At 65.2% G+C, this 25,511-nt stretch carries 17 protein-coding genes and 1 pseudogene; 8 read left to right on the plus strand and 10 right to left on the minus strand.

Translation table 11 applies throughout. The features are described from left to right. Positions 1 to 10 precede the first annotated feature (10 nt). Entirely contained in the window at positions 11 to 415 is a 405-nt protein-coding gene (locus CXQ89_RS09590; RefSeq protein WP_104054239.1) for a universal stress protein, read from the plus strand. Between the two features lie 115 nt (positions 416 to 530). On the opposite strand, the gene mmsB is transcribed toward CXQ89_RS09590, so the two are convergent. The 7 genes from mmsB to CXQ89_RS09625 all read right to left on the minus strand — a co-directional run bounded on the left by mmsB (position 531) and on the right by CXQ89_RS09625 (position 9,552). Next, positions 531 to 1,778 carry a multiple monosaccharide ABC transporter permease gene (mmsB, locus tag CXQ89_RS09595; RefSeq protein ID WP_104054238.1) on the minus strand — a complete coding sequence of 416 codons (1,248 nt, stop codon included), beginning with the start codon at positions 1,776 to 1,778 and terminating at the stop codon, positions 531 to 533. Next, positions 1,775 to 3,316 (minus strand): multiple monosaccharide ABC transporter ATP-binding protein, encoded by a 1,542-nt coding sequence (gene mmsA, locus CXQ89_RS09600; RefSeq protein WP_374952982.1) that lies wholly within the window; start codon positions 3,314 to 3,316, stop codon positions 1,775 to 1,777. Before mmsA ends, mmsB begins: the two co-directional genes overlap by 4 nt. 93 nt (positions 3,317 to 3,409) lie before the next feature. Further along, positions 3,410 to 4,510 carry a multiple monosaccharide ABC transporter substrate-binding protein gene (chvE, locus tag CXQ89_RS09605; RefSeq protein WP_258060016.1) on the minus strand — a complete coding sequence of 367 codons (1,101 nt, stop codon included), beginning with the start codon at positions 4,508 to 4,510 and terminating at the stop codon, positions 3,410 to 3,412. A 196-nt stretch (positions 4,511 to 4,706) separates the two neighbouring features. Then, the gene (locus CXQ89_RS09610; protein ID WP_104054236.1) at positions 4,707 to 5,930 is read right to left on the minus strand and encodes a kynureninase; all 1,224 of its coding nucleotides are present in this window, start codon (positions 5,928 to 5,930) and stop codon (positions 4,707 to 4,709) included. A gap of 18 nt (positions 5,931 to 5,948) precedes the next feature. Then, positions 5,949 to 6,629 (minus strand): MaoC family dehydratase, encoded by a 681-nt coding sequence (locus CXQ89_RS09615; protein ID WP_374952983.1) that lies wholly within the window; start codon positions 6,627 to 6,629, stop codon positions 5,949 to 5,951. A 242-nt stretch (positions 6,630 to 6,871) separates the two neighbouring features. Next, on the minus strand, positions 6,872 to 8,212 hold the full coding sequence (locus CXQ89_RS09620) for a 3-oxoacyl-ACP reductase (RefSeq protein ID WP_104161097.1): 1,341 nt from the start codon (positions 8,210 to 8,212) through the stop codon (positions 6,872 to 6,874). A gap of 2 nt (positions 8,213 to 8,214) precedes the next feature. Then, positions 8,215 to 9,552, minus strand: a complete 1,338-nt coding sequence (locus tag CXQ89_RS09625; RefSeq protein WP_104054233.1) for an acetyl-CoA C-acetyltransferase — start codon at positions 9,550 to 9,552, stop codon at positions 8,215 to 8,217. Positions 9,553 to 9,629: 77 nt separating this feature from the next. Here CXQ89_RS09625 and CXQ89_RS09630 point away from each other — a divergent pair, with 77 nt between their 5' ends. Both CXQ89_RS09630 and CXQ89_RS09635 read left to right on the plus strand, forming a co-directional pair. Next, complete coding sequence (locus tag CXQ89_RS09630; RefSeq protein ID WP_258060017.1) at positions 9,630 to 10,337, plus strand: TetR/AcrR family transcriptional regulator; 708 nt, start codon at positions 9,630 to 9,632, stop codon at positions 10,335 to 10,337. Positions 10,338 to 10,398: 61 nt separating this feature from the next. After that, on the plus strand, positions 10,399 to 12,492 hold the full coding sequence (locus CXQ89_RS09635) for an acyl-CoA dehydrogenase (RefSeq protein ID WP_104161099.1): 2,094 nt from the start codon (positions 10,399 to 10,401) through the stop codon (positions 12,490 to 12,492). Between the two features lie 85 nt (positions 12,493 to 12,577). On the opposite strand, the gene glgA is transcribed toward CXQ89_RS09635, so the two are convergent. Beyond that, positions 12,578 to 13,792 carry a glycogen synthase gene (glgA, locus tag CXQ89_RS09640; RefSeq protein WP_104161100.1) on the minus strand — a complete coding sequence of 405 codons (1,215 nt, stop codon included), beginning with the start codon at positions 13,790 to 13,792 and terminating at the stop codon, positions 12,578 to 12,580. Positions 13,793 to 13,929: 137 nt separating this feature from the next. On the opposite strand from glgA, the pseudogene glgC reads away from it, so the two are divergent. Continuing rightward, positions 13,930 to 15,177 (plus strand): annotated as a pseudogene (gene glgC / locus CXQ89_RS09645) (glucose-1-phosphate adenylyltransferase); the annotation flags it as partial. Positions 15,178 to 15,367: 190 nt separating this feature from the next. Next, the gene (locus CXQ89_RS09650; RefSeq protein WP_104054228.1) at positions 15,368 to 16,807 is read left to right on the plus strand and encodes an SDR family oxidoreductase; all 1,440 of its coding nucleotides are present in this window, start codon (positions 15,368 to 15,370) and stop codon (positions 16,805 to 16,807) included. A 6-nt stretch (positions 16,808 to 16,813) separates the two neighbouring features. Here CXQ89_RS09650 and CXQ89_RS09655 read toward each other — a convergent pair whose 3' ends face one another. Further along, positions 16,814 to 19,567, minus strand: coding sequence for a cation-translocating P-type ATPase (locus tag CXQ89_RS09655; protein ID WP_104161101.1), 2,754 nt, complete (start codon positions 19,565 to 19,567; stop codon positions 16,814 to 16,816). Positions 19,568 to 19,720: 153 nt separating this feature from the next. On the opposite strand from CXQ89_RS09655, the gene CXQ89_RS09660 reads away from it, so the two are divergent. From CXQ89_RS09660 to pepN, 3 genes are all read left to right on the plus strand, one after another. Next, positions 19,721 to 20,755 carry a YeiH family protein gene (locus CXQ89_RS09660; protein ID WP_258060019.1) on the plus strand — a complete coding sequence of 345 codons (1,035 nt, stop codon included), beginning with the start codon at positions 19,721 to 19,723 and terminating at the stop codon, positions 20,753 to 20,755. Between the two features lie 106 nt (positions 20,756 to 20,861). Then, positions 20,862 to 22,505: a hypothetical protein gene (locus CXQ89_RS09665; RefSeq protein WP_104161102.1), complete on the plus strand. Its 1,644-nt coding sequence runs from the start codon at positions 20,862 to 20,864 to the stop codon at positions 22,503 to 22,505. 4 nt (positions 22,506 to 22,509) lie between these two features. Further along, positions 22,510 to 25,116, plus strand: a complete 2,607-nt coding sequence (gene pepN / locus CXQ89_RS09670; protein ID WP_104161103.1) for an aminopeptidase N — start codon at positions 22,510 to 22,512, stop codon at positions 25,114 to 25,116. Positions 25,117 to 25,136: 20 nt separating this feature from the next. On the opposite strand, the gene CXQ89_RS09675 is transcribed toward pepN, so the two are convergent. Next, entirely contained in the window at positions 25,137 to 25,472 is a 336-nt protein-coding gene (locus CXQ89_RS09675; protein WP_104054225.1) for a cupin domain-containing protein, read from the minus strand. Between the last annotated feature and the right edge of the window lie 39 nt (positions 25,473 to 25,511).

The raw sequence follows: 25,511 nt of genomic DNA on the forward strand, positions 1-25,511 counted from the left end.
CAGGAGCATCATGAGTATTGTTGTCGGTTTTCTTCCCACCCCGGAGGGCGCCGCTGCCCTTGAGGCTGCACGCCGCGAAGCCGCGGCGCAGTCCACCACCCTGGTGATCGTGAACGTGGGTTCCCCCCGGCACGGTCTGCACCACCAGGAGCAGGAGGAAGCCAATCAGGCCGCCGTCGAACAGCTTGAAAAAGAGCTGCGCGCCGCCGGGGCGGATTTCCGGCTGGTTCACCCCGTGGGCGACTACGACCCGGCCGAGGAAATCCTCAAAGCGGCTGAAGATCCGCAGGTGGAGCTGATCGTCCTGGGCCTGCGCCGCCGCACACCGGTGGGCAAGATGCTGCTCGGAAGCACCGCCCAGCGGGTGCTGCTGCAGTCCGACTGCCCGGTCCTGGCGGTCAAGGCTCACCACTAGGATCCTTTTGCGTATCCCGCCGGTTCCCCGGCGGGATACGGCTGTGGCCGGCACCCAAGGTTTCGGGTGCCGGCCACAGCCGTATCTGGAGACATGCTCCGGGGTCGCTGCGCTCCTACGTGATGGAGGCCGATCCGCGGCGCTTGTTGAACACATCAAAGGCAACAGCAGCCAGGAGCACCAGGCCCTTGATGAGCTGCTGATATTCGGTTCCAACGCCCATGATGGACATGCCGTTGTTCAGGATTCCGATGATCAGGCCGCCGATGATCGCACCGGTGACCCGGCCGATGCCGCCGGTGACTGCGGCGCCGCCGATGAACACTGCCGCAATGGCATCCAGCTCGAATCCCTCTCCGGCCTTCGGGCTGGCGAGGTTCAGCTGGGCGGTGAAGACCAGGCCGGCCAGCGCAGCCAGCACGCCCATGTTGATGAACACTGTGAAGGTGGTCCGCTTGGTGTTGATGCCGGAAAGTTCAGCAGCGTGCAGGTTCCCGCCCATGGCGTAGATGTGGCGGCCCCAGACGCTGCGGTTCATGACGGCCGAATAGCCAACCGTCAGCAGGCCCAGAATCACCAGCACGATGGGCGTCCCGCGGTAGCTGGCCAGCAGGTAGGTGATGAAGAGGACCATGGCCGCGGTCAGCGTCAACTTTGCGGCGAACCAGAGCATCGGCTCGTCCACCAGCTGGTGGCGGCGGCGGATCATCCGCTGGCGGATGCCTGAGCCAACCAGGGCCGCGGCGGAGAGCACGCCGATGATGACGGTCAGCGGCTCCAGGAAGCTCGTTCCGCCCCCGAGGTCGGGGAGGAATCCGCTGCCCAGATCCCGGAACTGGTCCGGGAACGGCGAGATCTGCTTGTTCTGCAGGACGATCTGCGTCAGCCCACGAAACGTGAGCATGCCGGCCAGGGTCACAATGAAGGCCGGAATGCCGAAGTACGCAATCCAAAAGCCCTGCCATGCTCCGACGGCGGCGCCAAGGACCAGGCACAGGATGGCGGCCAGCCACCAGGGAAGTCCCCACTGGGTGATCATGACGCCGGCGGCGGCACCGGTGAAGGCGACCACCGATCCAACGGACAGGTCAATGTGCCCGGCGATGATGACCAGCACCATGCCCACGGCCAGAATCAGGATGTAGCTGTTCTGGATGATGAGGTTGGAAACGTTGATCGGTGCCAGCGTGATCCCGTTGGTGGCGATCTGGAAAAAGATGATGATGGCGATCAGCGCGATGAACAGACCGACCTGGCGAAGCTGCCCGGTCAGGTAGTTCAGGGCTGAACCGACAATTCCCTGCGGTTTCCCCTTCGGGGCCGGAACACCGGTGGACGATCCCTGGTCGGTAAGAGTGCTCATTCGCTTTCCTTGTCTGTCGCGGCGGCAGGAATCCTGGCGTCGCGGGTCATGTACTGCATGAGGTATTCGGCACTGGCCTTTTCGCGCGGGACGTCAGCAGTGATCCGGCCTTCGGCCAGGGTATAGATGCGGTCGCAGATACCCAGCAGCTCCGGCAGCTCCGAGGAAATGACGATGACGGCTTTTCCCTGGTCTGCCAGCTCATTGATGATGGTGTAAATCTCGTACTTTGCCCCCACATCGATGCCGCGGGTGGGCTCATCGAGGATCAGGACGTCCGGATCAGTGTGGATCCACTTGGACAGGACCACCTTCTGCTGGTTCCCGCCCGAGAGCTTGCCCGTCAGTGCGGTCACCGAGGGTGCCTTGATGTTCATGCTGGTGCGGTATTTGTCCGCCGTCAGATGTTCCCGGTACGGATCCACCCAGCCGCGGCTCGCCAGTTTGTCCAGTCCGGACATGGAGATGTTGCGCTTGATGTCCTCGATGAGGTTCAAGCCGTAGCGTTTGCGGTCCTCGGTGGCGTAGGCAAGTCCGTGCCGGATGGCCTGGCCAACGTTCTTCATCGTGATTTCGCGGCCGTTCTTATATACGCGGCCGCTGATGTTGTGTCCGTAGCTGTGCCCGAAAACACTCATGGCAAGTTCCGTGCGCCCTGCGCCCATCAGACCGGCAATGCCGACAATTTCGCCGGCCCGAACGTAGATGTTTGCCTCGGAAACCACCCGGCGGGTGCGGTCCAGCGGATGGTGCACCGTCCAGTCCTCGACGCGGAGCACTTCTTCGCCGATGACTGAAACATGTTCCGGATATCTGCTGTCCAGGTCCCGGCCCACCATGCCGCGGATGATGCGTTCCTCGGACACGTCGTCCTCGTGCATGTCCAGGGTTTCGATGGTGCGGCCGTCGCGGATGATGGTCACGGCGTCGGCGATGGCCTTAATCTCGTTGAGCTTGTGGCTGATGATGATGCAGGTGATTCCGTCTTCGCGCAGGCCCTTGATCAGGCCCAGCAGATGTTCGGAGTCTTCGTCATTCAGGGCAGCGGTTGGCTCATCCAGGATCAGCAGCTTCACCCGCTTGGACAGGGCTTTGGCGATTTCCACCAACTGCTGCTTGCCCACGCCGATGTCCTGGATCCGGGTGGCAGGGTTCTCGGAGAGCCCCACCCGCTCCAGGAGTTTGGCTGCCTCCAGATTGGTGCGGTGCCAGTCGATGAAGCCGCCCTTGGACTGTTCGTTGCCCAGGTAGATGTTCTCCGCAATGGACAGGAAGGGGCTGAGCGCCAGCTCCTGGTGGATGATGACCACGCCGGCCGCTTCGGAATCCTTAATGTCCCGGTATTCCTGCAGGTTGCCTTCCAGAAGGATTTCTCCCTCATAGGTTCCTGCGGGATAGACCCCGGAGAGCACCTTCATCAGGGTGGACTTGCCGGCCCCGTTTTCACCGCAGATGGCATGCACCTGCCCTTGACGCACGTCCAGGGAGACCTCCTGCAGTGCCTTGACCCCGGGGAAGGTCTTGGTAATTCCCCGCATGGAAAGAATGTTCTCGTTCACGTTCGTGTCCTTGCCGGCGGATGCCGGGGGCGGAAGCTTTTGCTGCCGCCCCCGGCACCGTGGTGGTCGGGATTACTGCAGGTCTGAGGCTTCGTAGTAGCCGCTGTCCACGAGGACTTCCTGGTAGTTGTCTTTGGTGACCACCACCGGGTCCAGCAGGAAGGTCGGAACAATCTTGACCTTGTTGTCGTACGTCTCGGTGTCATTGACCTCGGGGTCTTCGCCCTTGAGCACGTCGTCGACCATGGCCACGGCCTGCTCGCCGAGGGTGCGGGTGTCCTTGAAGATCGTGGAGTACTGCTGGTTGTCCATGATCGACTTCACCGAGGCTGCTTCGGCGTCCTGGCCGGTAATGACGGGCAGGGCATCCGGCGCGTAGCCGGATCCGGTCAGGGCGGAAATGATGCCCAGGGAAATGCCGTCATACGGGGAAAGGACGCCGTCCACTTTTTCGCCGCCGGAGTAGGTGCTGGCAATCAGGTTCTGCATGCGCTTCTGTGCCGTGGCGGGATCCCAGCGCAGTGTGGCGATCTGGGTGAAGCCGGTCTGGCCGCTCTTGACCACCAGCGTGCCCTTGTCGATGTAGGGCTGCAGGGTGTCCATGGCGCCGTCGTAGAAGAAGTTGGCGTTGTTGTCATCGGGGCTGCCGGCGAAGAGCTCAATGTTCTTGGGCTCGGTGGCGCCGGTGTCCTTGCCTTCGGCGTCGAGGATCCCCAAGCCGGTCAGCAGCGACGTAGCCTGCTGCACGCCCACGGTGTAGTTGTCGAAGGTGGTGTAGTAGTCCACGTTCTCGTTGCCGGTGATCAGGCGGTCATAGGCGATGACCTTGATGCCGGCGGCTGCGGCATTGTCCAGCTGGTCGCTGAGGGCGGTGCCGTCGATGGCGGCGATCACCAGGACCTTGGCTCCCTTGGTGATCATGTTGGAGACCTGCTGGACCTGGGTGGGAATGTCGTCATCGGCATATTCCAGGGTGGTTTCATAGCCCAGGTCCTCAAGGGAGGCCTGAATGGAGTCGCCGTCCTTGATCCAGCGCTCGGAGGTCTTGGTGGGCATCGCGATGCCCACCAGCGCACCGGCATTGTCACCTGATTCGGCGCCGGAGTCAGCGCCGCCGCGGCCCGATCCGGAGCCGCAGCCGGCTACGGAAACGGCAAGGATTCCGGCCGTCACGCTAAGAAGTAGTTTACGGATTTTCACGAAGGAGCCCTTTCGATGGACGTCTCTGTCTAACGGGGGAATCTGCCGGATGGTCGAAGCGGTTTCGCTTTTCCGCCTCCCGGAACAGAATGAGAAGTGGATCACATTTGTGAGCGCTAACATTATGGCGCCCGAAAGGACCCGGTTGTCAATTCGATTCTGTTTGGGCCTAGCGGCGCAGTTCAGCCAGCACCGCGGAAATGCCGGTGAAGGTCTCCTCAAACGAGGTGGACAGCGGAGACAGTCCCAGCCTGATGCCCGACGGATTACGGTAATCCGGGATGATGCCCTGCTCCCAAAGAGCTGCAGTAACAGCTTTGAACGCCGGATGGTCAATGGTGATATGACTGCCGCGCTGCGCCGCGTCCCGGGGAGAGGCAACGACGACGCCGTGCGGGGCGAGCAGAGCGTCTACGGCCGTCAGTGCGTACTCTGTCAGGGCCACCGATTTTGCGCGCACTGCTCCGATGCCTGCTTCGGCAATGAGTGCAATCATGTCCCGCATCGGCAGCATGCCCAGCACGGGCGGAGTGCCGGAGACAAGCCTGCGGATACCGGCGGCGGGTTGATATCCCTGCGCCATGCCGAACGGATCGGCGCTGCCGAGCCAGCCCTGGATGGGTTGCTGGAAGTCCGCCTGGTGCCGCGACGCCACGTAGGCCCACGCGGGAGCACCGGGGCCCCCGTTGAGGTACTTGTAGCTGCAGCCCACAGCGTAGTCCACATTCCAGGCGTCCAGCTGTGCGGGCACGGCACCTGCTGAATGGCACAGGTCCCAGAGCACCAGTCCCCCGGCCGCATGGACCACCGCCGTGATGGCACCGGCGTCGGCCAGGTACCCGGAACGGTAGGCCACGTGGCTGAAGACGGCCAGTGCGGTTTTTGGCCCCACAGCCGCCGCCACCGCCTCCGCCGTGACACCGCCGTCGTAATCCGTGGCAACCCAGCGAAGGGTCAGCCCGCACTCGCGCGCAATGCCCTCCATGACGTACCGGTCGGTGGGAAAGTTGTCGGCGTCCAGGACAATTTCGGTGCGCCCGGGCCGGGCGGCCACCGCGGCCCGGCCCAGTTTGTAGAGCAGAACGGTGGTCGAATCTGCCACGATGCACTGCCCGGCAGCGGCCCCGAGTGCCGTTGCCCCCAGTTCGTCGCCTATCCGGGCAGGCAGGTCCAGCCACTGCTCATCCCAGCCGCGGATCAGCCGTCCGCCCCACTGCTCCCGGACAAAGTCCTGGAGGTGTTCCGCAGTGGCACGAAGCGGCCGGCCCAGGGAGTTGCCGTCCAAGTAGGAACTCACCCCGTCGGCTTCCAGGAAGCGGTCCCGGAAGCCGGCCAGCGGGTCCGCAGCATCGAGTTCTTTGGCGGCGATGAGCAGCAGATCCGGTTCAGTCATGAGCGCACCTTAGCAAAACTACGGGTTCTGGACCGCGCCGGAAGCCGCAAGCGGCTGGACGGATCCGTGGAAGTGGCGGCGGCGGGAGCGGTTGTTCCACCCCACGAAGGTGGAACCCGCGTACCGGCCCTCCGCCTCCGCGTCCTGGATGGAGAGCGAGACGGTTGCCGGCAGGAACACCGGGGATTCGAAGTCGATGCTCCACTCGTACGGCTCCTCCCGGTTCTGCACGGTGTCAGCGACCACCCGGGAGGCAAGATACATCCCGTGGGCCAGGGACCGCTTCATACCCAGGGCCTTCGCCGACAGGCGGCTCAGATGGATGGGGTTGAAGTCTCCCGACACTCCTGCATAGTTGCGTCCGGCGTCCGCGCCAAGCCGCCACACGGCTGTGGGCTGCGGGGGCACGAATTCCGGGCGGTTGGCCCGAGCTTCCTGCCGGTCAAACCGGGGCAGGAAAACACCCTTGGCCAGGTAGGTGGACCGTCCGTGCCACACCACGTCACCGGATTCGGTGGCGCTGACCTCGGCGATCAGCTCCACCTGGGTGCCTGCCCGGTGCCCGGCCAGGTTTTCAGCCCAGGCCGTGACCGTCAGGGGTTCGGTGTAGTGAATGGGGCGGAAATGCTGTACCTGGTTCCGCAGGTGCACCATGCCCAGCAGCGGCAGCGGGAAATCCTCCCGGGCCATCAGGGACATGGCCACAGGGAACGCGAACGTGTGCACGTAGCCGGTGGGCAGGTAGTCAGTGGCACTGTGCAGGACAAGCCGCTGGAAATCCGTCAGCTTGGCCAGATCGACGACGGCGCCGCGCACCTCATGCCGGTCGGACGGCAGGACGCTGGACCCCTTGGCCGACGACAGGCGTGACTTCGCTGCACTGCCCACGGCGCCCGCATACAGCTTCCCGAGGGCGGGAATCTCATTCAGCGTCGTCGTGCTCATGCGCCCACCATATTCTGTCCGCACACCCGGACCACCTGGCCGTTGACTCCCGCCGCCGAATCCGAGGCGAGGAACGCGATGGTTTCCGCCACGTCCACGGGCAGGCCGCCCTGCTGCAGGCTGCTCAGCCGGCGGGCAACCTGCCGGGTGAGGGCCGGGATGGCTGCAGTCATGTCGGTCTCGATGAAGCCCGGCGCGACGGCGTTGATGGATCCGCCGCGCGGTGCCAGCAACGGTGCCGTGGCCCGGACCATTCCGATGACGCCGCCCTTGGAAGCGGCGTAGTTGGTCTGGCCGCGGTTACCGGCGATGCCGCTGGTGGAGGCCAGCGACACGATCCGCCCCTCCGGGCTGAAGCGGTCCGAGGCCAGCAGGGTCTCGTTCATGCGCAGCTGCGAGGCAATGTTCACGGCGATGACGGAGCCCCAGCGGGCCTCATCCATGTTGGCCAGCAGCTTGTCCCGGGTGATCCCGGCGTTGTGGATGACGATGTCCAGGTGGCCGTAACGCTCTGCGGCGTGGGCGAGGATGCGGTCCGCGGCGTCCTCGCGGGTGATGTCCACCTGCAGGGCGGTGCCGCCAATCTCGTTGGCGACCTTCGCCAGCTGCTCACCGGCGGCCGGTACGTCCACCACGATGACCTTTGCGCCGTCCCGGTGCAGGACCCTGGCGATTGCTGCGCCGATGCCGCGGGCGGCTCCGGTCACGACGGCGACCTTGCCGGCCAGCGGTGCGTTCCAGTCGGAGGGCAGCTTACCGGCGTCGGACCCGACGGTGATGAACTGACCGCTGACGTAGGCGCTCTTGCCGGAGAGGAGGAAACGCAGTGCGGCTGCCACGGACGGCGCCGTTGCCTGAACGCCGTTGGCCAGCACGATGCCGTTGGCGGTGGCACCGCCGCGCAGTTCGTGGGCGATGGAGCGCAGGGTGCCGTCGACGCCCTGGCGGGCAGCGGCCGCGGCGGGATTCTGCGCCTCGGCTGCCGGCCGGGAAACGGTGACCACACGCCCGCCCGGTGCGAGGTCACGCAGCGCCGCACCGGCAGCCAGCACCGGCTCGCCAAGATCGGTGGGTGAGGCGGCGTCGTCCAGCACGATCAGGATGGCGCCGAGCTTTTCCTTCGGCGTGGCATGGCGGCGGACATCCTGGTCCCAGGAGAGCAGCAGCTGGGACAGGTCGTCGGCGGTTTCACCCTTGCCCAGCACCAGAACAGGTCCCGGCACCAGCGGCTTGGACGGGTCGAAGCGGCGCAGGATGGCCGGGCGGGGCAGGCCGAGCTTCTTGGACAGGTCCCGGGTGAAACCGGTGTTGACCAGTTTGAGGTAGGTATCAGTCATGGTTAGCGCGCCTCCAGGATCGCGACGAGGCCCTGTCCGCCGGCAGCGCAGATGGAAATCAGGCCGCGGCCGGATCCCTTTTCGTGCAGCATCTTCGCCAGGGAGGCGACGATGCGCCCGCCGGTGGCGGCGAACGGGTGGCCTGCGGCCAGGGATGAGCCGTTGACGTTGAGCTTGCTGCGGTCGATGCTGCCGAGCGGCCCTTCCAGGCCAAGGCGGGTGCGGCAGAACTCGTCGTCTTCCCATGCTGCAAGAGTGGAGAGCACGGTGCCGGCGAAGGCTTCGTGGATTTCGAAGAAATCGAAGTCATCGAAGGTCAGGTTGTGGCGGGCCAGCAGGCGCGGCACGGCAAAGGCCGGAGCCATCAGCAGCCCGTCCTTGCCGTGCACAAAGTCCACGGCGCCGGCTTCGGCGTCAACAATGTTGGCCAGCATGGGCAGGTCATGTTCGCGGGCGTAGTCCTCGGAGCCCAGCAGCACCACGGAGGCGCCGTCGGTCAGCGGGGTGGAGTTGCCGGCGGTCATGGTGGCTTCATCGCCCAGGGACTTGCCGAAGGCCGGCTTCAGCTTGGCCAGTTTCTCCATGGTGGTGTCCGGGCGCAGGTTGGCATCCCGGGACAGGCCGCGGTAGGGAGTCACCAGGTCATCGAAGAATCCGCGGTCATAGGCTGCGGCCATGTTGCGGTGGCTGTTGTACGCCAGCTCGTCCTGTGCTTCGCGGGTGATTTTCCACTGCGCGGTGGTCAGCGCCTGGTGCTCACCCATGGACAGTCCGGTGCGCGGCTCGCCCGTGGAGGGTGCATTCGGGGAGAGGTCCTTGGGGCGGATCTTCGCGACGGCGGCCAGCTTCTGCTTGGTGGTGCGGGCACGCGACAGGTCCAGCAGCGCCCGCCGCAGGCCTTCGCTGACGGCAATGGGAGCATCCGAAGCGGAGTCGACGCCGCCGGCAATGGCGGAATTCAGCTGTCCCAGCTTGATCTTGTTGGCCAGGCTGACCACTGTCTCAAGCCCGGTGGCGCAGGCCTGCTGGACGTCATACGCGGGGGTTTCCGGCGACAGTGCCGAGCCCAGAACCGCTTCGCGGGTGAGGTTGAAGTCCCGGGAATGCTTCAGGACGGCACCGGCGGCCACTTCGCCGATCCGCTCACCCTGCAGGCCAAAGCGCGCAACCAATCCGTCGAGGGCTGCCGTGAGCATGTCCTGGTTCGAGCTGTAGGTGTACTTCCCGCCGGAGCGGGCAAAGGGGATGCGGTTTCCGCCAATGACGACGGCTTTTCGCACGGCGGGGGCAGGGGTGTTCCCGCCGGTTGCGGCGGGTTCGGCCTGGGGCTGGACAGCCATGGTGTTGTCTCCTTGGAAAATGCAGCTAAGTGTGAGGGGAGTTACTGCAACCCAGCGTACCTGATACGCTGAGTATCGTGAACACCGCTCTACAAGATCCCCCTCCCCCCGCACCGTCGGATGGCCGGTCGCTGCGCTGGGAGGCGCACCGGGCCGAACGTCGCCGTGAGCTGATCAAAGCAGCCAGGCGTGCCGTTCATGCCCTGGGTGCCGGAGCCTCCATGGAGGAGATTGCGGCCGCCTCCGGAACATCCAAGTCCGTCTACTACCGCTACTTCGGCGACAAGGCGGGCCTGCAGCAGGCAATGGGCGAGGTTGTCCTTTCCCAGATGCAGGACAAGATCCTCGCCGCAGGCCGCACGGCGGATTCGCCCCGGGCCGGCCTGCAGGCCATGGTTTCCGCCTACCTCCAGATGGCCCAGACCTCTCCCAACGTGTACGCGTTTGTCACGGGCGGCACCGCTGAGGCTTCGGGCAGCGCAGGGCCGCGCTTCTCCGACAGCCTCACCTCCTTCTTCGAAGCCATCACGGAAATGATGGAACGTGCTTTGCGCGCCTATCTGGACAGCCGCTCCAATGGCGCCTCTCCCGGCAGATCGTCCGCACCCGAGCTCGGCATTGCTGCCGGATTCTGGCCGACGGCGGCACTGGGCATGGTCCGCGCCGCCGGAGAACGCTGGCTGGCAACTCCCCCCGGACCGGGAAAGCCCACCGAGGCCCAGATGACCGAGCAGCTGACGGCCTGGCTCTTTGACGGCATCGGCTACGAGCAGGGACCGCCGTGACCCGCACCAACATCCCCAGCATCACCTCCCCCGGCACGACAACCAACCAGAAGGACACGCAATGACGCAGACAGTCTCCAAGTCCGCACGCCCGATCCCCGCGAGTTCCGTACGCGACGATGACAGCGCCGTCGTCGACGTGGACGCGCTGAGCCGCGCCCTGCTGGGCAAGTGGGCCGACATTCGGCTCCAGGCCCGTGAGCTCGCAGGCCGCGATGAACTGCACACCCCTGCGGGCCTGAGCCACACGGAACACCGCGAACGGGTCATGACGCAGCTGAAGGTGCTGGTCGACACCAAGGCCGTGCACCGCGCATTCCCGAAGTATGTGGGCGGCGAGGACAATCACGGCGGCAACGTTGCCGGTTTCGCAGAACTCGTGGTGGCCGATCCGTCCCTGCAGATCAAGGCGGGCGTGCAGTGGGGCCTCTTCGGCTCCGCCGTCCTGCACCTGGGCCACCGGGAGCACCATGAGAAGTGGCTGCCGGGCATCATGAGCCTGGAGATCCCCGGCTGCTTCGCCATGACGGAGACCGGCCACGGTTCCGACGTTGCCAGCATCGCCACCACAGCGGAATATGACGTTGAAAAAGAAGAATTCATCATCAACACCCCCTTCCGTGCCGCGTGGAAGGATTACATCGGCAACGGTGCGGTCTACGGCAAGGCCGCCGTGGTCTTCGCACACCTGATCACCAAGGGCGTTGACCACGGTGTCCACGCGTTCTACGTCGAACTGCGCGACGACAACGGCTTCCTTCCCGGCGTGGGCGGCGAGGACGACGGCGTCAAGGGCGGCCTGAACGGCATCGACAACGGCCGGCTGCACTTCTCCAATGTCCGCATCCCCCGCACCAACCTGCTCAACAAGTACGGCGACGTCGCAGCGGACGGCACCTACACGTCCTCCATCGAAAGCCCCGGCCGCCGGTTCTTCACCATGATCGGCACCCTGGTCCAGGGGCGGGTATCCCTGGACGGCGCCGCTGTGGCCGCCAGCAAGATGGCACTCAAAACCGCCATCCAGTACGGAACGGAACGCCGCCAGTTCAACGGCTCCTCGGACATCAGGGAAGAGGTGCTGATGGACTACCAGCAGCACCAGCGCCGCCTGCTCCCCCGGCTGGCCACCACGTTCGCCGCTTCCTTCGCCCATGACGAACTGCTGCAGAAGTTCGACGACGTCTTCTCCGGTGCACACGACACCGACGAAGACCGCCAGGACCTGGAGACCCTCGCGGCTGCCCTGAAGTCCCTGTCCACTTGGCATGCCCTGGACACCCTGCAGGAATGCCGCGAGGCCACCGGCGGCGCAGGCTTCCTGTCCGAAAACCGCTTCACCGCACTGCGCGCGGACCTGGACATCTACGCGACGTTCGAAGGCGACAACACCGTCCTGCTCCAGCTGGTCGCCAAGCGCCTCCTGGCCGACTATGCCAAGGAATTTGTCGGCGCAGACTTCGGCGTACTGGCCCGCTACGCCGTCGGACAGGCAACAGACCGCACGATGCACCGCACCGGACTGCGCCAGATTGTGCAGGCCTTCGCTGACACCGGATCCGAGAAGAAGTCCGCCGTTGCCCTCCGTGACCCCAAGACCCAGCGCGACCTGCTGACCGACCGCGTCGGCACCATGGTGGCAGAGGTTGCCGGCGCCCTGAAGGCGGCCCGGGGACTGCCGAAGGACAAGGGCGCCGCAGTATTCAACGCCAACCAGCACGCGCTGATCGAAGCAGCCCATGCGCATGCGGAACTGCTGCAGTGGGAGGCATTCACCCGTGGCCTGGAGCGGATTGAAGACGCCGGAACCCGCCAGGTCATGACCTGGGTCCGCGACCTGTTCGGCCTGTCCCTGATCGAGAAGAACCTCGGCTGGTACCTGATGAACGGGCGCCTGTCGGCCCAGCGTGCCCGCACCTTGGGCCCGTACATCAACCGCCTCCTGGCCAAGATCCGCCCGCATGCCGTGGATCTGGTCGATTCCTTTGGCTACGGTCCGGAACACCTGCGGTCCAAGATCGCATCCGGAGAAGAGAAGGCACGCCAGGACGAGGCCATGGAGTACCAGCGGCTGCTGCGCGCCAGCGGCGCCGCTCCGGTGGATGAGAAGATCCTGATCCAGCGAAAGAAGCAGGCGGCCAAGGCCAAGCGCTAACTTTCACTCCGGCAATTGTTGCCGGACCACCTGTAGGACACTGGAGGCCCGAACCGCACAGCGGTTCGGGTCTCCGGCGCTTTGCCTACACTTGCCCCGTTGCTGCAGGCAGTACTGAACGGTAGACGTCCAGCGTGGACTTGGCGATGGACTCCCAGGAGAAGTGGTCCGTGGCGCGGCGCCGTCCTGCCTCCCCCATTGCCCGGGCCCGGTCCGGATCCGTCACCACCTCGGTAAGCGCGGCGGCAAAATCTCGGACAAAAGTCTCGGGATCCAGCGGAATTCCGGTGCCGTCAGTGACCTGCTCAATGGGTACCAGCAGGCCGGTGACTCCATGATCGACTACTTCCGGGATTCCGCCCGTGGCGCTGGCAACGACGGCGGTTCCACAAGCCATGGCCTCCAGGTTGACGATCCCCAGCGGTTCATAAATGGACGGGCACGCAAACACCGTGGCCGAACTGAGGACCTTGATCAGTTCATCGCGCGGAAGCATCCGCTCGATGACGACAATGCCGCTGCGCTTTTCCCGCAGTGCCTCAATCAGCACGGCTGTTTCTGCGGCAAGTTCGGGAGTGTCGGCAGCGCCCAGGCAGAGCACGAGCTGGACCTCGGGGGGCAGCAGCGCGGCGGCCCGCAGGAGATACGGCAGCCCCTTCTGGCGCGTGTTGCGGCCAACGAACACGACGCTCGGACGCTCCGGATCAATACCCAGGGCCGAAATCCCCACGGGATCAGCGTCAGGGTGCCAGAGTTCGACGTCGATCCCGTTGTGCACCACGCGCACCTTCGCCGGATCCACCTCGGGATAGCTGCGCAGGATGTCCTGCCGCATGCCTTCAGACACGGCAATAATGGCGGCTGCGGCGTCGTACGCGGTCTTCTCGACCCAGGAGGACAGCGCATAGCCGCCGCCAAGCTGCTCGGCTTTCCAGGGACGCAGCGGCTCCAGGCTGTGGGCGCTGAGTACGTGGGGAATGCCGTACAGGAGGGAACCCAGATGCCCCGCCATATTGGCGTACCAGGTATGGGAGTGGACCAGGTCCGCACCCTCAAGTCCCTGGAGGATTTCCAGGTCGGTGCCCAGCGTCTGAACGGCCGGGTTAGAGGCGTCCAGCCCGGCCGGAACGCCGTAGGCCGTTACGGATGCACCGTGGTAATCAGCAGCCCTCGGGGCTCCGAAACAATGCACATGAAGATCAACGTACTCAGCGAGCACACGGCTCAACTCAGCAACGTGGACACCCGCTCCGCCATAGATTTCGGGCGGGAATTCCTTGGACACAATATCTACTCGCACTAAACCAACGTAGTGCACCGGCGCGGCAGTGATCTAGTCTGAAGAACAGCAGACTTACAACCGCGGGGCGCAGCGCCGCAGTAATTCGTCACATGCTGCAACAGATATACGAGTAACGGAAACAGGGGAATAACAAAATGGCGCCAAAGAAGGTCCTGGCCGTTGTCCTTGCTGGTGGGGAAGGCAAACGCCTGATGCCCCTAACCGCGGACCGGGCAAAACCCGCAGTTCCGTTTGCCGGGCGGTACCGGCTCATCGACTTCGCACTGTCCAACCTGGTGAACTCGGGCTACCTGCAGATCGTGGTCCTGACCCAGTACAAATCACACAGTCTGGACCGGCACATTTCGGAGACCTGGCGGCTCTCCACCCAGCTGCGGAACTATGTGGCGTCAGTGCCTGCACAGCAGCGCGTGGGCAAGAGCTGGTTCCTGGGAAGCGCCAACGCGATCTATCAGTCCATGAACCTGATCGACGACGCACAGCCGGACATTGTGGTGGTAATCGGCGCAGATCACGTGTACCGGATGGACTTCTCGCAGATGGTGGAGGCCCACATTCAATCCGGCGCCTCGGTCAGCGTCGCCGCCGTCCGGCAGCCGCTGCACCTGGCGGACCAGTTCGGCGTGATCGAGACTGACCCTGAACGCCCCGGCATGATCGGTGCCTTCGTCGAGAAACCGGCTACCACTCCCGGGCTTCCGGATGATCCGGACATGTTCCTGGCCTCGATGGGCAACTACGTCTTCAACACCGATGCGCTGGTGGAGGCCCTCAAGGTTGACGCCGAACGCCTGATCACCAAGCACGACATGGGCGGGGACATCATTCCCTACTTCGTGGAACGCAACGACGCCGCCGTCTACGATTTCTCGCACAACATCATCCCCGGGTCGACGGGCAGCGATCACCAGTACTGGCGCGACGTCGGCACGCTGGACTCCTACTACGACGCCAACATGGACCTGATTTCTCCCCTGCCGGCGTTCAACCTCTACAACTTGCAGTGGCCCATCTACACCCGGCAGAGCATCTCCCCGCCGGCCAAGTTTGTGCGCAGTGCCTCCGACCAGGCCGGCACCGCCATTGACTCGATCGTTTCCGACGGCACCGTCATTTCCGGCGGAACCGTCACCGGATCCGTGCTGGCGCAGGACGTTTATGTGTCCACCAACGCAGTGGTGGCCGACTCGGTGCTGATGGACAACGTGCAGGTGGGTGAGGGTGCCGTGATCCGCCGTGCCATCATCGACAAGAACGTGCAGGTTCCGCCGGGAGCCACCATCGGCGTCGACCGCGATCTTGACCTGGCGCGCGGCTTCACCGTCACCGAGTCCGGGCTGACAGTGCTTAGCAAGGGACAAAAGGTCACCCTTCCCGAGCCTGAACCCGAGGCAGCACCGGCGTAGGTCCGTCCGGACAGCCGGACGCAGACGGGCTCGCACGTTGTGATGTTCGACCGCCGCGGCACCCCCGATACGGGGTGCCGCGGCGTTTCGTTGTAAGGTCGGATGGCATCACGTATGCCTTCGCCGTGTCCACCGCCGGCGCCGATTCACAGCAGAAACGATTCTCATGAGCACCCCCGACCTGAGCCCCGAAGACCTTGCCGCCTGCCTGCGGGTCCTGTCCTCCATCCATGTCCTGGATGAGGAAGATCCGGACTACGTTGCCGTCCGACGCGCCACCGCCAAGATGTTCAAGTCCGTCAAGAAGCACAAGAAGCTGGAGAAGCGCAGCGCCGTCGCAGAGGCGGACCGCGCTGTTGTCGCCCTGACGGCCACCGGCGCCTCCGACCGGATCGACGACGAGACCCGCGGCGCCCAGCTGAAGACCTCGGCCCACGGCCCGTCTGCCGGCACGCTGCTCAAGCCCCGCAACTGCTACATCTGCAAGCAGCCCTACACCGTGGTGGACGCTTTCTACCACCAGCTCTGCCCGGAGTGCGCCGCCTTCAGCCACGCCAAGCGCGACGCCACCACCGATCTGACCGGCAAACGCGCCCTCCTGACCGGGGGCCGTGCCAAGATCGGCATGTACATCGCCCTGCGGCTGCTGCGCGACGGTGCGCACACCACCATTACCACCCGGTTCCCGAAGGACGCCGCACGGCGTTTCGCTGCCATGGAAGACTCGGCGGACTGGCTGCACCGGCTGAAGATCGTGGGCATTGACCTGCGTGATCCGGCGCAGGTCATCTCGCTGGCCGAATCCGTGGCCGACGCCGGCCCCCTGGACATCCTGATCAACAACGCCGCCCAGACGGTGCGCCGGTCCTCCAACGCCTACCAGCCGCTGATGGACGCTGAGCTCGAGGCACTGCCGGAATCCGCCGTTATGCCGGAGCTGGTCACCTTCGGGAACACCTACAACGCGCACCCCACCGCCCTTGCCGGATCGATTGCCGAGCATCCGGTGCTGGCCGGCGACGCCGTCACGTCACTGGCGCTGACCGCGGGCTCCTCCTCGCTGGAGAAACTGAACGCCGGAACGGCAATTGACGCCGGCGGCCTGGTCCCGGACACCGCGCCGATCAACTCCTGGACCCAGGTGGTGGACCAGGTGGAACCGCTGGAAATGCTGGAAGTCCAGCTCTGCAACGTCACTGCCCCGTTCCTGCTGGTCAACCGGCTGCGTCCGGCGATGGCAGCATCCCCCGCACGCCGCAAGTACATCGTCAACGTCTCCGCCATGGAAGGCCAGTTCAGCCGCCGCTACAAGGGTCCGGGCCATCCGCACACCAACATGGCCAAGGCCTCACTGAACATGCTCACACGCACCAGCGCCGGGGAAATGCTGGAAACGGACGGCATCCTGATGACCGCCGTGGACACCGGCTGGATTACCGATGAGCGTCCGCATCCCACCAAGGTGCGCCTGGCCGAGGAGGGCTTCCACGCTCCCCTGGACCTCGTGGACGGTGCGGCCCGCGTGTATGACCCGATTGTCATGGGTGAGGCAGGCGAGGACCAGTACGGTGTTTTCCTGAAGGACTACAAGCCCTCGCCCTGGTAGGCCGAACTACGCCGGAAGGCTCTCCCGTTCCCGGAAGCGGGAGATCGCCTTCCGGATCTCCGAGATCCACAGCACGGTGGAACCCACGCCAACTGCCAGGAACCACTGCCCCGAGGTGAGACCCGTGGTGTCGAAGAGCCCCTGCAGCACCCCCAGCTGGACCACCAGGACCTGCAGGACGACGACGCCGGCCAGCGACACCCAGATGGCCCGGTTGGTGAAGGTTTGCCAGGCGAACACGCTTCCGTTCGCTGACCTTACGTTGAGCAGGTTGAACGCCTGGTAGAACACGAACGTCGTGAAGGCCAGCGTGGTGGCGAAGAGCGGATCCCCCGCGCTCTCCGGGTACATCTGCGGGGCCAGGTACAGGACGGTGCAGGTGCCCGCGGCCATGACCAGACCCATGGTCAGGATCTGCAGGATCCGCCGTCCGGTCAGCAGCGGCTCCCGGGCAGGCCTGGGCCGTTGCTTCATGAGATCCGGATCTGCCGGATCCACGCCCAGGGCCAGGGCGGGCGGTCCGTCCATGATGATGTTGACCCAAAGGATTTGCAGCGCCGTGAAGGGCGCTCCGCCGGCCAGCGAAAAGGCTGCGGCCGCCAGGAAGATGAGCACGAACCCCCAAGCGGTGGTGAGCTGGAACCGGACGAACTTGATGATGTTGGCATAGATCCCCCGGCCCTCCTGCACCGCGGCCACAATGGTGGCGAAGTTGTCATCCGTCAGGATCATCTTCGCCGCGCCCTTGGACACATCGGTCCCCGTGATGCCCATGGCAATACCGATGTCCGCGCGTTTGAGCGCAGGGGCGTCGTTCACGCCGTCACCGGTCATGGCAACCACGGCACCGTCGGCCTGCAACGCCTGGACCATCCGGATCTTATGCTCCGGAGACACACGCGCCAGCACCCCGTATCCCGGAGCGCGCTGTTCAAGCTGCTTGTCGTCGAGCTTGTCCAGTGCGGAACCTGACACGGCTTCTCCGCCGATGCCCAGGTCACGCGCGATCGCCGAGGCGGTGATCAGGTGGTCCCCCGTGATCATGTGCACGCTGATTCCCGCCTCGTGGGCACGCGCAATGGCTTCGGCGGCCTCGCTGCGCGGCGGGTCCATGATGCCCACCACTGCATAAAGGGTCAGGTCGGCCACGCTGTCCCGGAGCTCGTCCGGATCCGCCGGCAGAGGCTCGTCCACCGGCCGTCCGGCAACAGCCATGGTGCGCAGACCCCGTTCAGCGAAAGCTGTGACTTCGTCGCTGATGCGCCGGCGGTCCTCGGGCAGGAGCGGACGCCTGCCGTCGGCAGTGGCCACGAACTGTGATCGTTCCAGGAGCACCCCGGGTGCCCCCTTGGCGTAACAGAAAACGTCGTGGGCCGGTCCCGGACCATGCCCGGCTTCCTCATCCGCCGGCCGCCGATTGAACGTGGCCATGAACTTATAGTCCGAATCAAAGGGAACCTCCGCGATGCGGGGATGCGATGCACGCGCCCCTTCGGCGTCGATGCCTCCCTTCTCTGCCAGGACCACCAGCGCCCCTTCAGTGGGATCACCGGTGAGTACGCCGTCGCGCACTGAGGCGTCATTGCACAGCGCGAAGCCAAGGAAAGCCACCGACAATGCCGGCGCCGGACGCCCGTCGGCGCTAAGCACCGCGCCTTCCGTGGAATACCCGGAGCCGGAGACCCGGAACGTGCGGCCGGAGGCCGTATACAGGGACCGCACCGTCATCTCGTTCAGGGTCAGGGTTCCGGTCTTGTCAGTGCAGATTTGGGAGGTGCTGCCCAGGGTCTCCACAGCCGACAGCTGCTTGATGATGGCTCCCCGCGCAGCCAGGCGGGAGGCGCCCATCGCCAGGGTGAAGGCGACGACGGCGGTCAGCCCCTCGGGGATGGTCGCCACCGCCAGCGAGACCGCAGTCAGGAACAGGGTTTGCCAGCTGTCACCGCGCAGCAGGCCCAGGACGAACACCACCGCCACCACAATCAGCGCCACATAGGTCAGCAGCCGTGCCAGCTGGTCAATGCTGCGCTGAAGGGTGGTCTTTTCTTCGGCCGTGGAACCGAGCAGATGCGCGATCCGTCCGATTTGGGTGTTCATTCCCGTCCCGGTAACGAGCAGCACAGCCCGGCCCCGGCTGATGTCGGTGTCCATGTACAGCATGTTGGTGCGGTCGGCCACCGGCAGCTCCGGATCGGACAGGACCGCGGCGGACTTGTTGACCGGCTGGGATTCACCGGTCAGCGCTGCTTCCGCCACCTGCAGGCGAACTGCCTCCAGAAGCCGCCCGTCGGCAGGGACCGTGTCCCCTGCCTCCAGGAGCACCACGTCGCCGGGCACCAGTTCGGTGCGCGGGACATCCACCGGAACGCCGCCCCGGCGGACGGTGGCAATGGAGACCGACGTGCTGCGCAGCGCTTCCAGGCTGTTCTCCGCGCGCTGCTCCTGGACGTAGTTCAGGGTGGTGTTCAGGGCAATGACCACCAGGATGACCACCGGTGTTTCCCATTCCCGGGAGACGACGGCGCTGATCACCGCTGCGGCAATCAGGACCAGAATCAGCCGGTCCGCCAACAGCCTAAGGATTTTCTGCCAGGCGGGAATTCTCTGGCCTGCCGCCAGCTCATTGGGCCCGTAACGGAGCCGACGCTGCCGGACCTCCTCGACGGTGAGACCTTCGGCCGGCGAGACCTCCAGCTCCGCTGCCGCCTGTTCGGGTGTCCGCGTCCAGGGGTGTTCTGCTGTTTGTTGCTGGTCAGCCATGTGTTGCCTCTAAAACTAGGGGGTGTATTTCACTGTAACAAAGGCCACACAGGCGGGAATCCCCCATCACTGTTAGCTGCCCCGGGGCCGGCCAAACACCACCGGCTGCCGGCACCGTTTGGCCGGCACCGTCTTCTGCGGCAGGGTGGAACCGTGAATGCCTCCCCTTCCCCTGCAGCCTCCTCTGCTGCCCGGACAACCGTCCTGCCCGGAGTCCTGATTGCTGCCGCCGCCGTTGTCCCGGCATACCTGGTGCATCTGGTTCTTCCCGGGCTGCCGGTACTGACCGCAGCTGTGGTACTCGGGCTGGTGGCCGCCAACCTGCCCGGCGTGTCCTCAGCGGTGGCGGGGCCGCTCAAACCGGGACTGTCCCTGGCCGCACGGAAGTTTATGCGCACGGGCATCGTGCTGCTGGGGCTCAAAGTGTCGCTGGTGGACATTGCGGGCCTTGGCTGGGCCGCGCTGCTCCTGATCGTTGCACTGGTGGGGGCGGCCTTTGCCGGCACGTATGCGGTTTGCCGGGCTTTCCGCCTGCCGGGCGCGGAGCCGCTGCTGATCGCCTCTGGTTTCTCCATCTGCGGGGTGTCCGCCATCGGAGCCGTGGCTGCTGCCCGCAGGGTGAGACCGGAGGACACCGTGGTGCCGATAGCACTGGTCACGCTGTGCGGAACACTGGCCATCGGGGTCCTGCCGCTGCTGGGAACGCTGATGAGCCTGTCTGCCGAGACCTTCGGCATCTGGGCCGGCGCTTCCGTCCACGACGTTGGACAGGTGGTGGCCACAGCCCAGACCGCCGGCACGTCGGCACTCGCGGCCGCCGTCGTCGTCAAGCTCGCCCGCGTGGTCCTGCTGGCACCGCTGACCGCCGCGGCGGGGCTCATTCGGCGCCCGGACACGGAGGGAACGGATGACAGGCCCGGAAAGCGCCCTCCCCTGCTTCCCCTGTTTGTCGCCGGGTTCCTGGCACTGATTGTCCTGCGCACCACGGGTGTGGTTCCGGAGGGCGTCCTGGAGGCGGCTGCGCTGGCCCAGGAGATCCTGTTTGCGGCGGCGCTGTTTGCGCTGGGTGCGGCGGTCCGCTTCCGGGCGCTGTTTGCCTCCGGTGCCAGGGCACTCTCAGCGGCGCTCGCCTCCTGGTTCCTCATCGGTGCCCTGGGGCTTGGTCTCGCCGTGATCCTTGCCCCGTGACCCCGCGGCAAGCGCAGAGCCTTGCCGCCTGTCTCCGGTTCCCCTTACTGTTTCCATCAGTTGATTCCGCAGCTGCGCAGGATGAGGTTGGCCTAGGGGGGTATCCATGAGGGGTATCACCGCCACCGGCAGCATCAAGAGCCTGAGCTACGGCTTGCTTCCGGCAGCGGCCGGACTGGCGTTCTGCGCAATAATCCTCTGGTGCCTGGCGGGCAACCTCATGTTTCCGCACTACGGGTTCTTCCAGTACAAAACACCGTGGGCGCTCGCCGCCGCCGGAGCAGTGCTTCTGCTCATGACCGGACTGTACTTTGCCCTGCGGACTCTCCAGCCGGCCCTGCTTCGGCACCGGCTGTTGTCCAGACTGGCGTCGGCAGCGCTGTGGGCGGGGCTATTCGCCCTGCAGGTTCGGCTGGCCTATGCCGTGCGGCTGCCCGCCGATTGGGATGCCCGCGCCATTTACACCTCGGCTGCCGGTTTGGCCCTGGGGACGCGGGAGAGCATTGATTCCGGCTACTTTTCACTGAATCCCAACAACATCCTACTGACCCTGCTGCTGGCGTCCTGGTTCAGCCTCGTCACCTCCCTCGGCGTCACCAACTTGGAAATGGCTGCCGCCTTTTTGAACGCCGTCGTCCTCTTCGCCGGAATCGCACTGACGTATGCGGCGGCGCGCATGCTCGGCGGGCGAGCCGTTGCCGCCTTTACGCTGCTGCCCTCCACCATCTTTGTTCTGCTCTCCCCGTGGCTGGGTGTCTTCTACTCAGACACCGCAGGGCTGTTGTTTCCCGTCCTCATTCTGTGCCTGCTGCTGGCCGCGCAGCGGGCCCGGCGCCTTGCAGTACGAATACCGCTGTGGGTCCTCGCCGGGACGGCCGGCGCCGTCGGCTACGGGATCAAGCCGACCGTGCTCATCTGTCTGCTGGCAGCCGGTATCACTGCTGCCTGTTCCCCGGCACTGCGCGGCCGGGATCGCGGGGCCGGCATCCTCCTCCTCGGCGCTGCAGTGGTGGCCGGCAGCTTCTTTGCCGGGCACCGGCTCATTACCGCCGTTGAGCAGCAGGGAACGGCCGTGGGCTTCGATGTTGAAGCCAACCCGAACGCCCTTCCGCCCACCCACTTCCTGAAGGTGGGGGCGCACCTTGTGCCGGGGAAATACGGCCCTCTGTACGGGAGCTACAACGAAGCCGACGTCCGCAGCACCGCATCCGCGGGTGATCCGCGCGAGAAGTTCCAGCACGGGCTGGACGCCTATGCGGATCGGGTCGCCGCCATGGGCCCGGGCGGCTATGTTTCATTCCTCAACAACAAGCTGTTGTGGATCACCGGGGACGGCTCCTTCTTTGCCTGGGGCGAAGGAGTCCTGGACGGCGACGATTTTGTGTCCGACAACCCCGCTGACCGGAGCATCCAGGACGTCTTCGGTTACGGGAATCCGGGTTTTCCATGGCTCTTTGCGCTGTGGCAGGGAACGTGGTTCATCGTCCTGGGGCTGGTGGCGGTGCCCCTGTTCCTCCGCACGCCAACCCTTATGCTGCCGGAGGTCTCTGCACTGCGCATTGCACTGCTTGGGCTGCTTGTGTTCCTGCTCCTGTCAGAAGGCCGGGCCCGCTTCCTGTACCTCTACACGCCATACTTCATCCTGCTGGCCTCACTGTCCTTCTTCGCCGTCATGGACCGGATGTCAGGCGGCCGGAACGCCGGGACCGCAGGGCCGGCCCACAGCAAAGGACGGGAAGTGATTGAATGAACATGTGTCGAACCAAAATCTGCGTCGTGACGAAGCCGCCGCCCGCTCAGCCCTCATATCCGTTGACGCCTACGATGTCGATCTTGACCTGAGCAGCGCGGAAGATCCGGAAACCGGGGGCTTCCGCTCCCGCAGCACCGTTACCTTCCGCTGCGCCGAGCCGGGGGCCGCCACCTTCCTGGACTTCATCCACGGTGGTGTCCACTCGGTTGTCCTGAACGGCCGGGAACTGCCGCTGGACTCTGCCGTCGACGGCACCCGTGTCCACCTGCCGGGACTGGAGCTCGAAAACACGGTCACGGTGGAGGGCACCGCCCTGTACAGCCGCAGCGGTGAAGGGATGCACCGGTTCACGGATCCGGCCGACGGCCGCACCTATCTGTACACGCAGTACGAGCCGGCCGACGCCCGGCGGGTGTTCGCCAACTTCGAGCAGCCGGACCTCAAGGGCAGGTTCACGTTCCACGTCACTGCGCCGTCGGCCTGGGAAGTTGCTTCGAACGGTGTGGAAACCAACCGCACGGAGCTCGACGGCGGCTTCAGCCGCTGGGATTTTGCCCCCACCCAGCGCATTTCCACCTACATCACCACGGTCCTGGCCGGACCGTACTTCAAAGCAGAGGACGCCTGGTCCACCACCCTGCCGGACGGTTCCGTCCTCGACATTCCCCTGGGCGCCTACTGCCGGTCCTCACTGGCCGAACATTTTGACCCGCAGAACATCTTCGAGATCACCAAACAGGGGCTGGCGTACTTCCACGAGCTGTTTGCCTACCCCTACCCGTTCGGCAAGTACGATCAGGCCTTCGTCCCCGAGTACAACCTCGGTGCCATGGAGAACCCCGGCCTGGTGACGTTCACGGAGTCATACGTCTTCCGGTCCAAAGCCACCGAAGCGCAGTACGAGGCGCGGGCCAACACCATCCTGCACGAGATGGCGCACATGTGGTTCGGTGACCTGGTGACCATGAAGTGGTGGGACGACCTGTGGCTGAAGGAGTCCTTCGCCGATTACATGGGCGCCCTGGCCGTGGACCAGGCAACCGGGTTTACCAACTCGTGGGTCAGTTTCGCCAACCGGCGCAAGGCCTGGGCGTACACCCAGGACCAGCTGCCCACCACGCACCCAATCGTCGCGGACATCACCGACTTGGAAGCGGCCAAGCAGAACTTCGACGGCATCACGTATGCCAAGGGTGCCTCCGTCCTCAAGCAGCTGGTGGCCTACGTGGGCTTCGATGCGTTTATCAATGCAGCGCGCGGCTACTTCCGTGACCATGCCTACGGCAACACCACACTCTCGGACCTGCTCAGTGCCCTGACTGTTGCTTCAGGCCGCGACATGGGTGCCTGGTCGCGGCGGTGGCTGCAGACGGCAGGGGTGCCGCTGCTGACCACGGAGGTGGAAACGGACGACGACGGCGTCATCACTTCCCTCACGATCGTCCAGAACGCACCCGATCCCGTCAGCGGGGAACAGGTTCCGCGGCCGCACCGCCTGCGGATTGGTCTGTATAACCCGGATGCTGCGGGTGCGCTGGTGCGCACCGGGAGCGTGGAAATCGACGTCGACGGTCCCCGTACCGTGGTACCCGAGCTTCTGGGCAAGCCGCGGCCCGCACTGCTGCTGCTCAATGACGAGGACCTCACCTACGCCAAGGTCCGTTTCGACTCCGATTCGCTGCAGGTCCTGATGCAGAACCTGGGCCGGATCCCTGACCCGCTGGCCCGCGCGGTGTGCTTCTCTGCCCTGTGGAACGGCGTCCGGGACGGGATTATCAGTGCCCGCGACTATCTTCGGCTCATCGTGCATGCCGCCCCGGCCGAGACGGGCTCCGGTGTGCTGCAGGTCCTCTTGGACAACTCCCGGTTCGCCGTGGAGCGGTATGCCCCGGCAGAGGACCGCAGCGACCTGCGCGACGTGCTCTACTCGCTGGTGGTTGACCAGCTTCAGCAGGCGGAGCCCGGAAGCGACCGCCAGCTGGTCTGGGCCCGCAACGCCGCCATGCTGGGCCGCCACAGCGACGCCCACACGGAGCTGCTGCGCGGCCTCCTGCAGGGAACGGCCACCGTACCGGGCCTCACTGTGGACTCGGACCTGCGATGGCTGCTGTGGCAGGCGCTGGCCGCCACCTCAAATGCCACCCGCGCTGAGCTGGAAGCGGAACTGGAGCGGGACACCACGGCATCGGGCCGGGTGGGCTACACCACTGCGGCGGCCGCCTTCCCCGAGCCCGCGGTCAAGGCAGCCGCCTGGCAGGACGCCGTGCATTCAGACGAGCTGTCCAACCAGCTGCTCTCGGCCACCATTGAGGGATTCACAATCGGCAGCATTGAGATGCTGTCCGCCTTCTCCGCGGATTACTTTGCTTCCCTCACCCTGGTCTGGAGCTCACGCAGCATCGGGCAGGCCAGCCGGGTGGTTACCGGTCTCTTCCCCGGGGCGCAGGATTTGCCTGAGCACATGGTTCCCGCCGATCATCCTGTCCTGGTGGCGAGCATGGACTGGCTCGAAGCCAACCCTCAGGCACCGGCTGCCCTGCGCCGGATCATTATCGAGCAGCAGGACCAGTTGCTGCGGGCGCTGCGGGCCCAGGCCGCCGGCAGATAGACAGGCAGGCGGCAGAGGGCTCAGCGGTCCAGCTTGGCTACGGTCAGCAGCACCGCTGAGTCTTCCACCGCCTCCAGGGAGTGCCGTGCCTGGGGCACTATCAACAGGTCCCCGGCGGATCCTTCCCAGGAGTGACCTTCGGCGAGCAGCCGAACACGCCCTTTGAGCACGTGAATGGTCGCTTCACCGGGATTATCGTGCTCGTCCAGAACAAATCCGGCGTTCAGGGCGATGATTGTTTGCCGAAGCACGTGTTCATGTCCGCCGTAAACGGTCTGGGCGCTGCGGCCGCTGGAAGCTTCGCCGGCAATCTGCAGCTGGTTCCGCGCCAATGCGGTGAGAGACTTTTTTTCCATGCTCGGCAGTCTAGGGCAGGGACAGCATCGGCGACAGCA

It is taken from the genome of Arthrobacter sp. ZGTC212 (assembly GCF_002929255.1).
In the GTDB taxonomy this organism is placed as follows: Bacteria; Actinomycetota; Actinomycetes; order Actinomycetales; family Micrococcaceae; genus Arthrobacter_B; species Arthrobacter_B sunyaminii.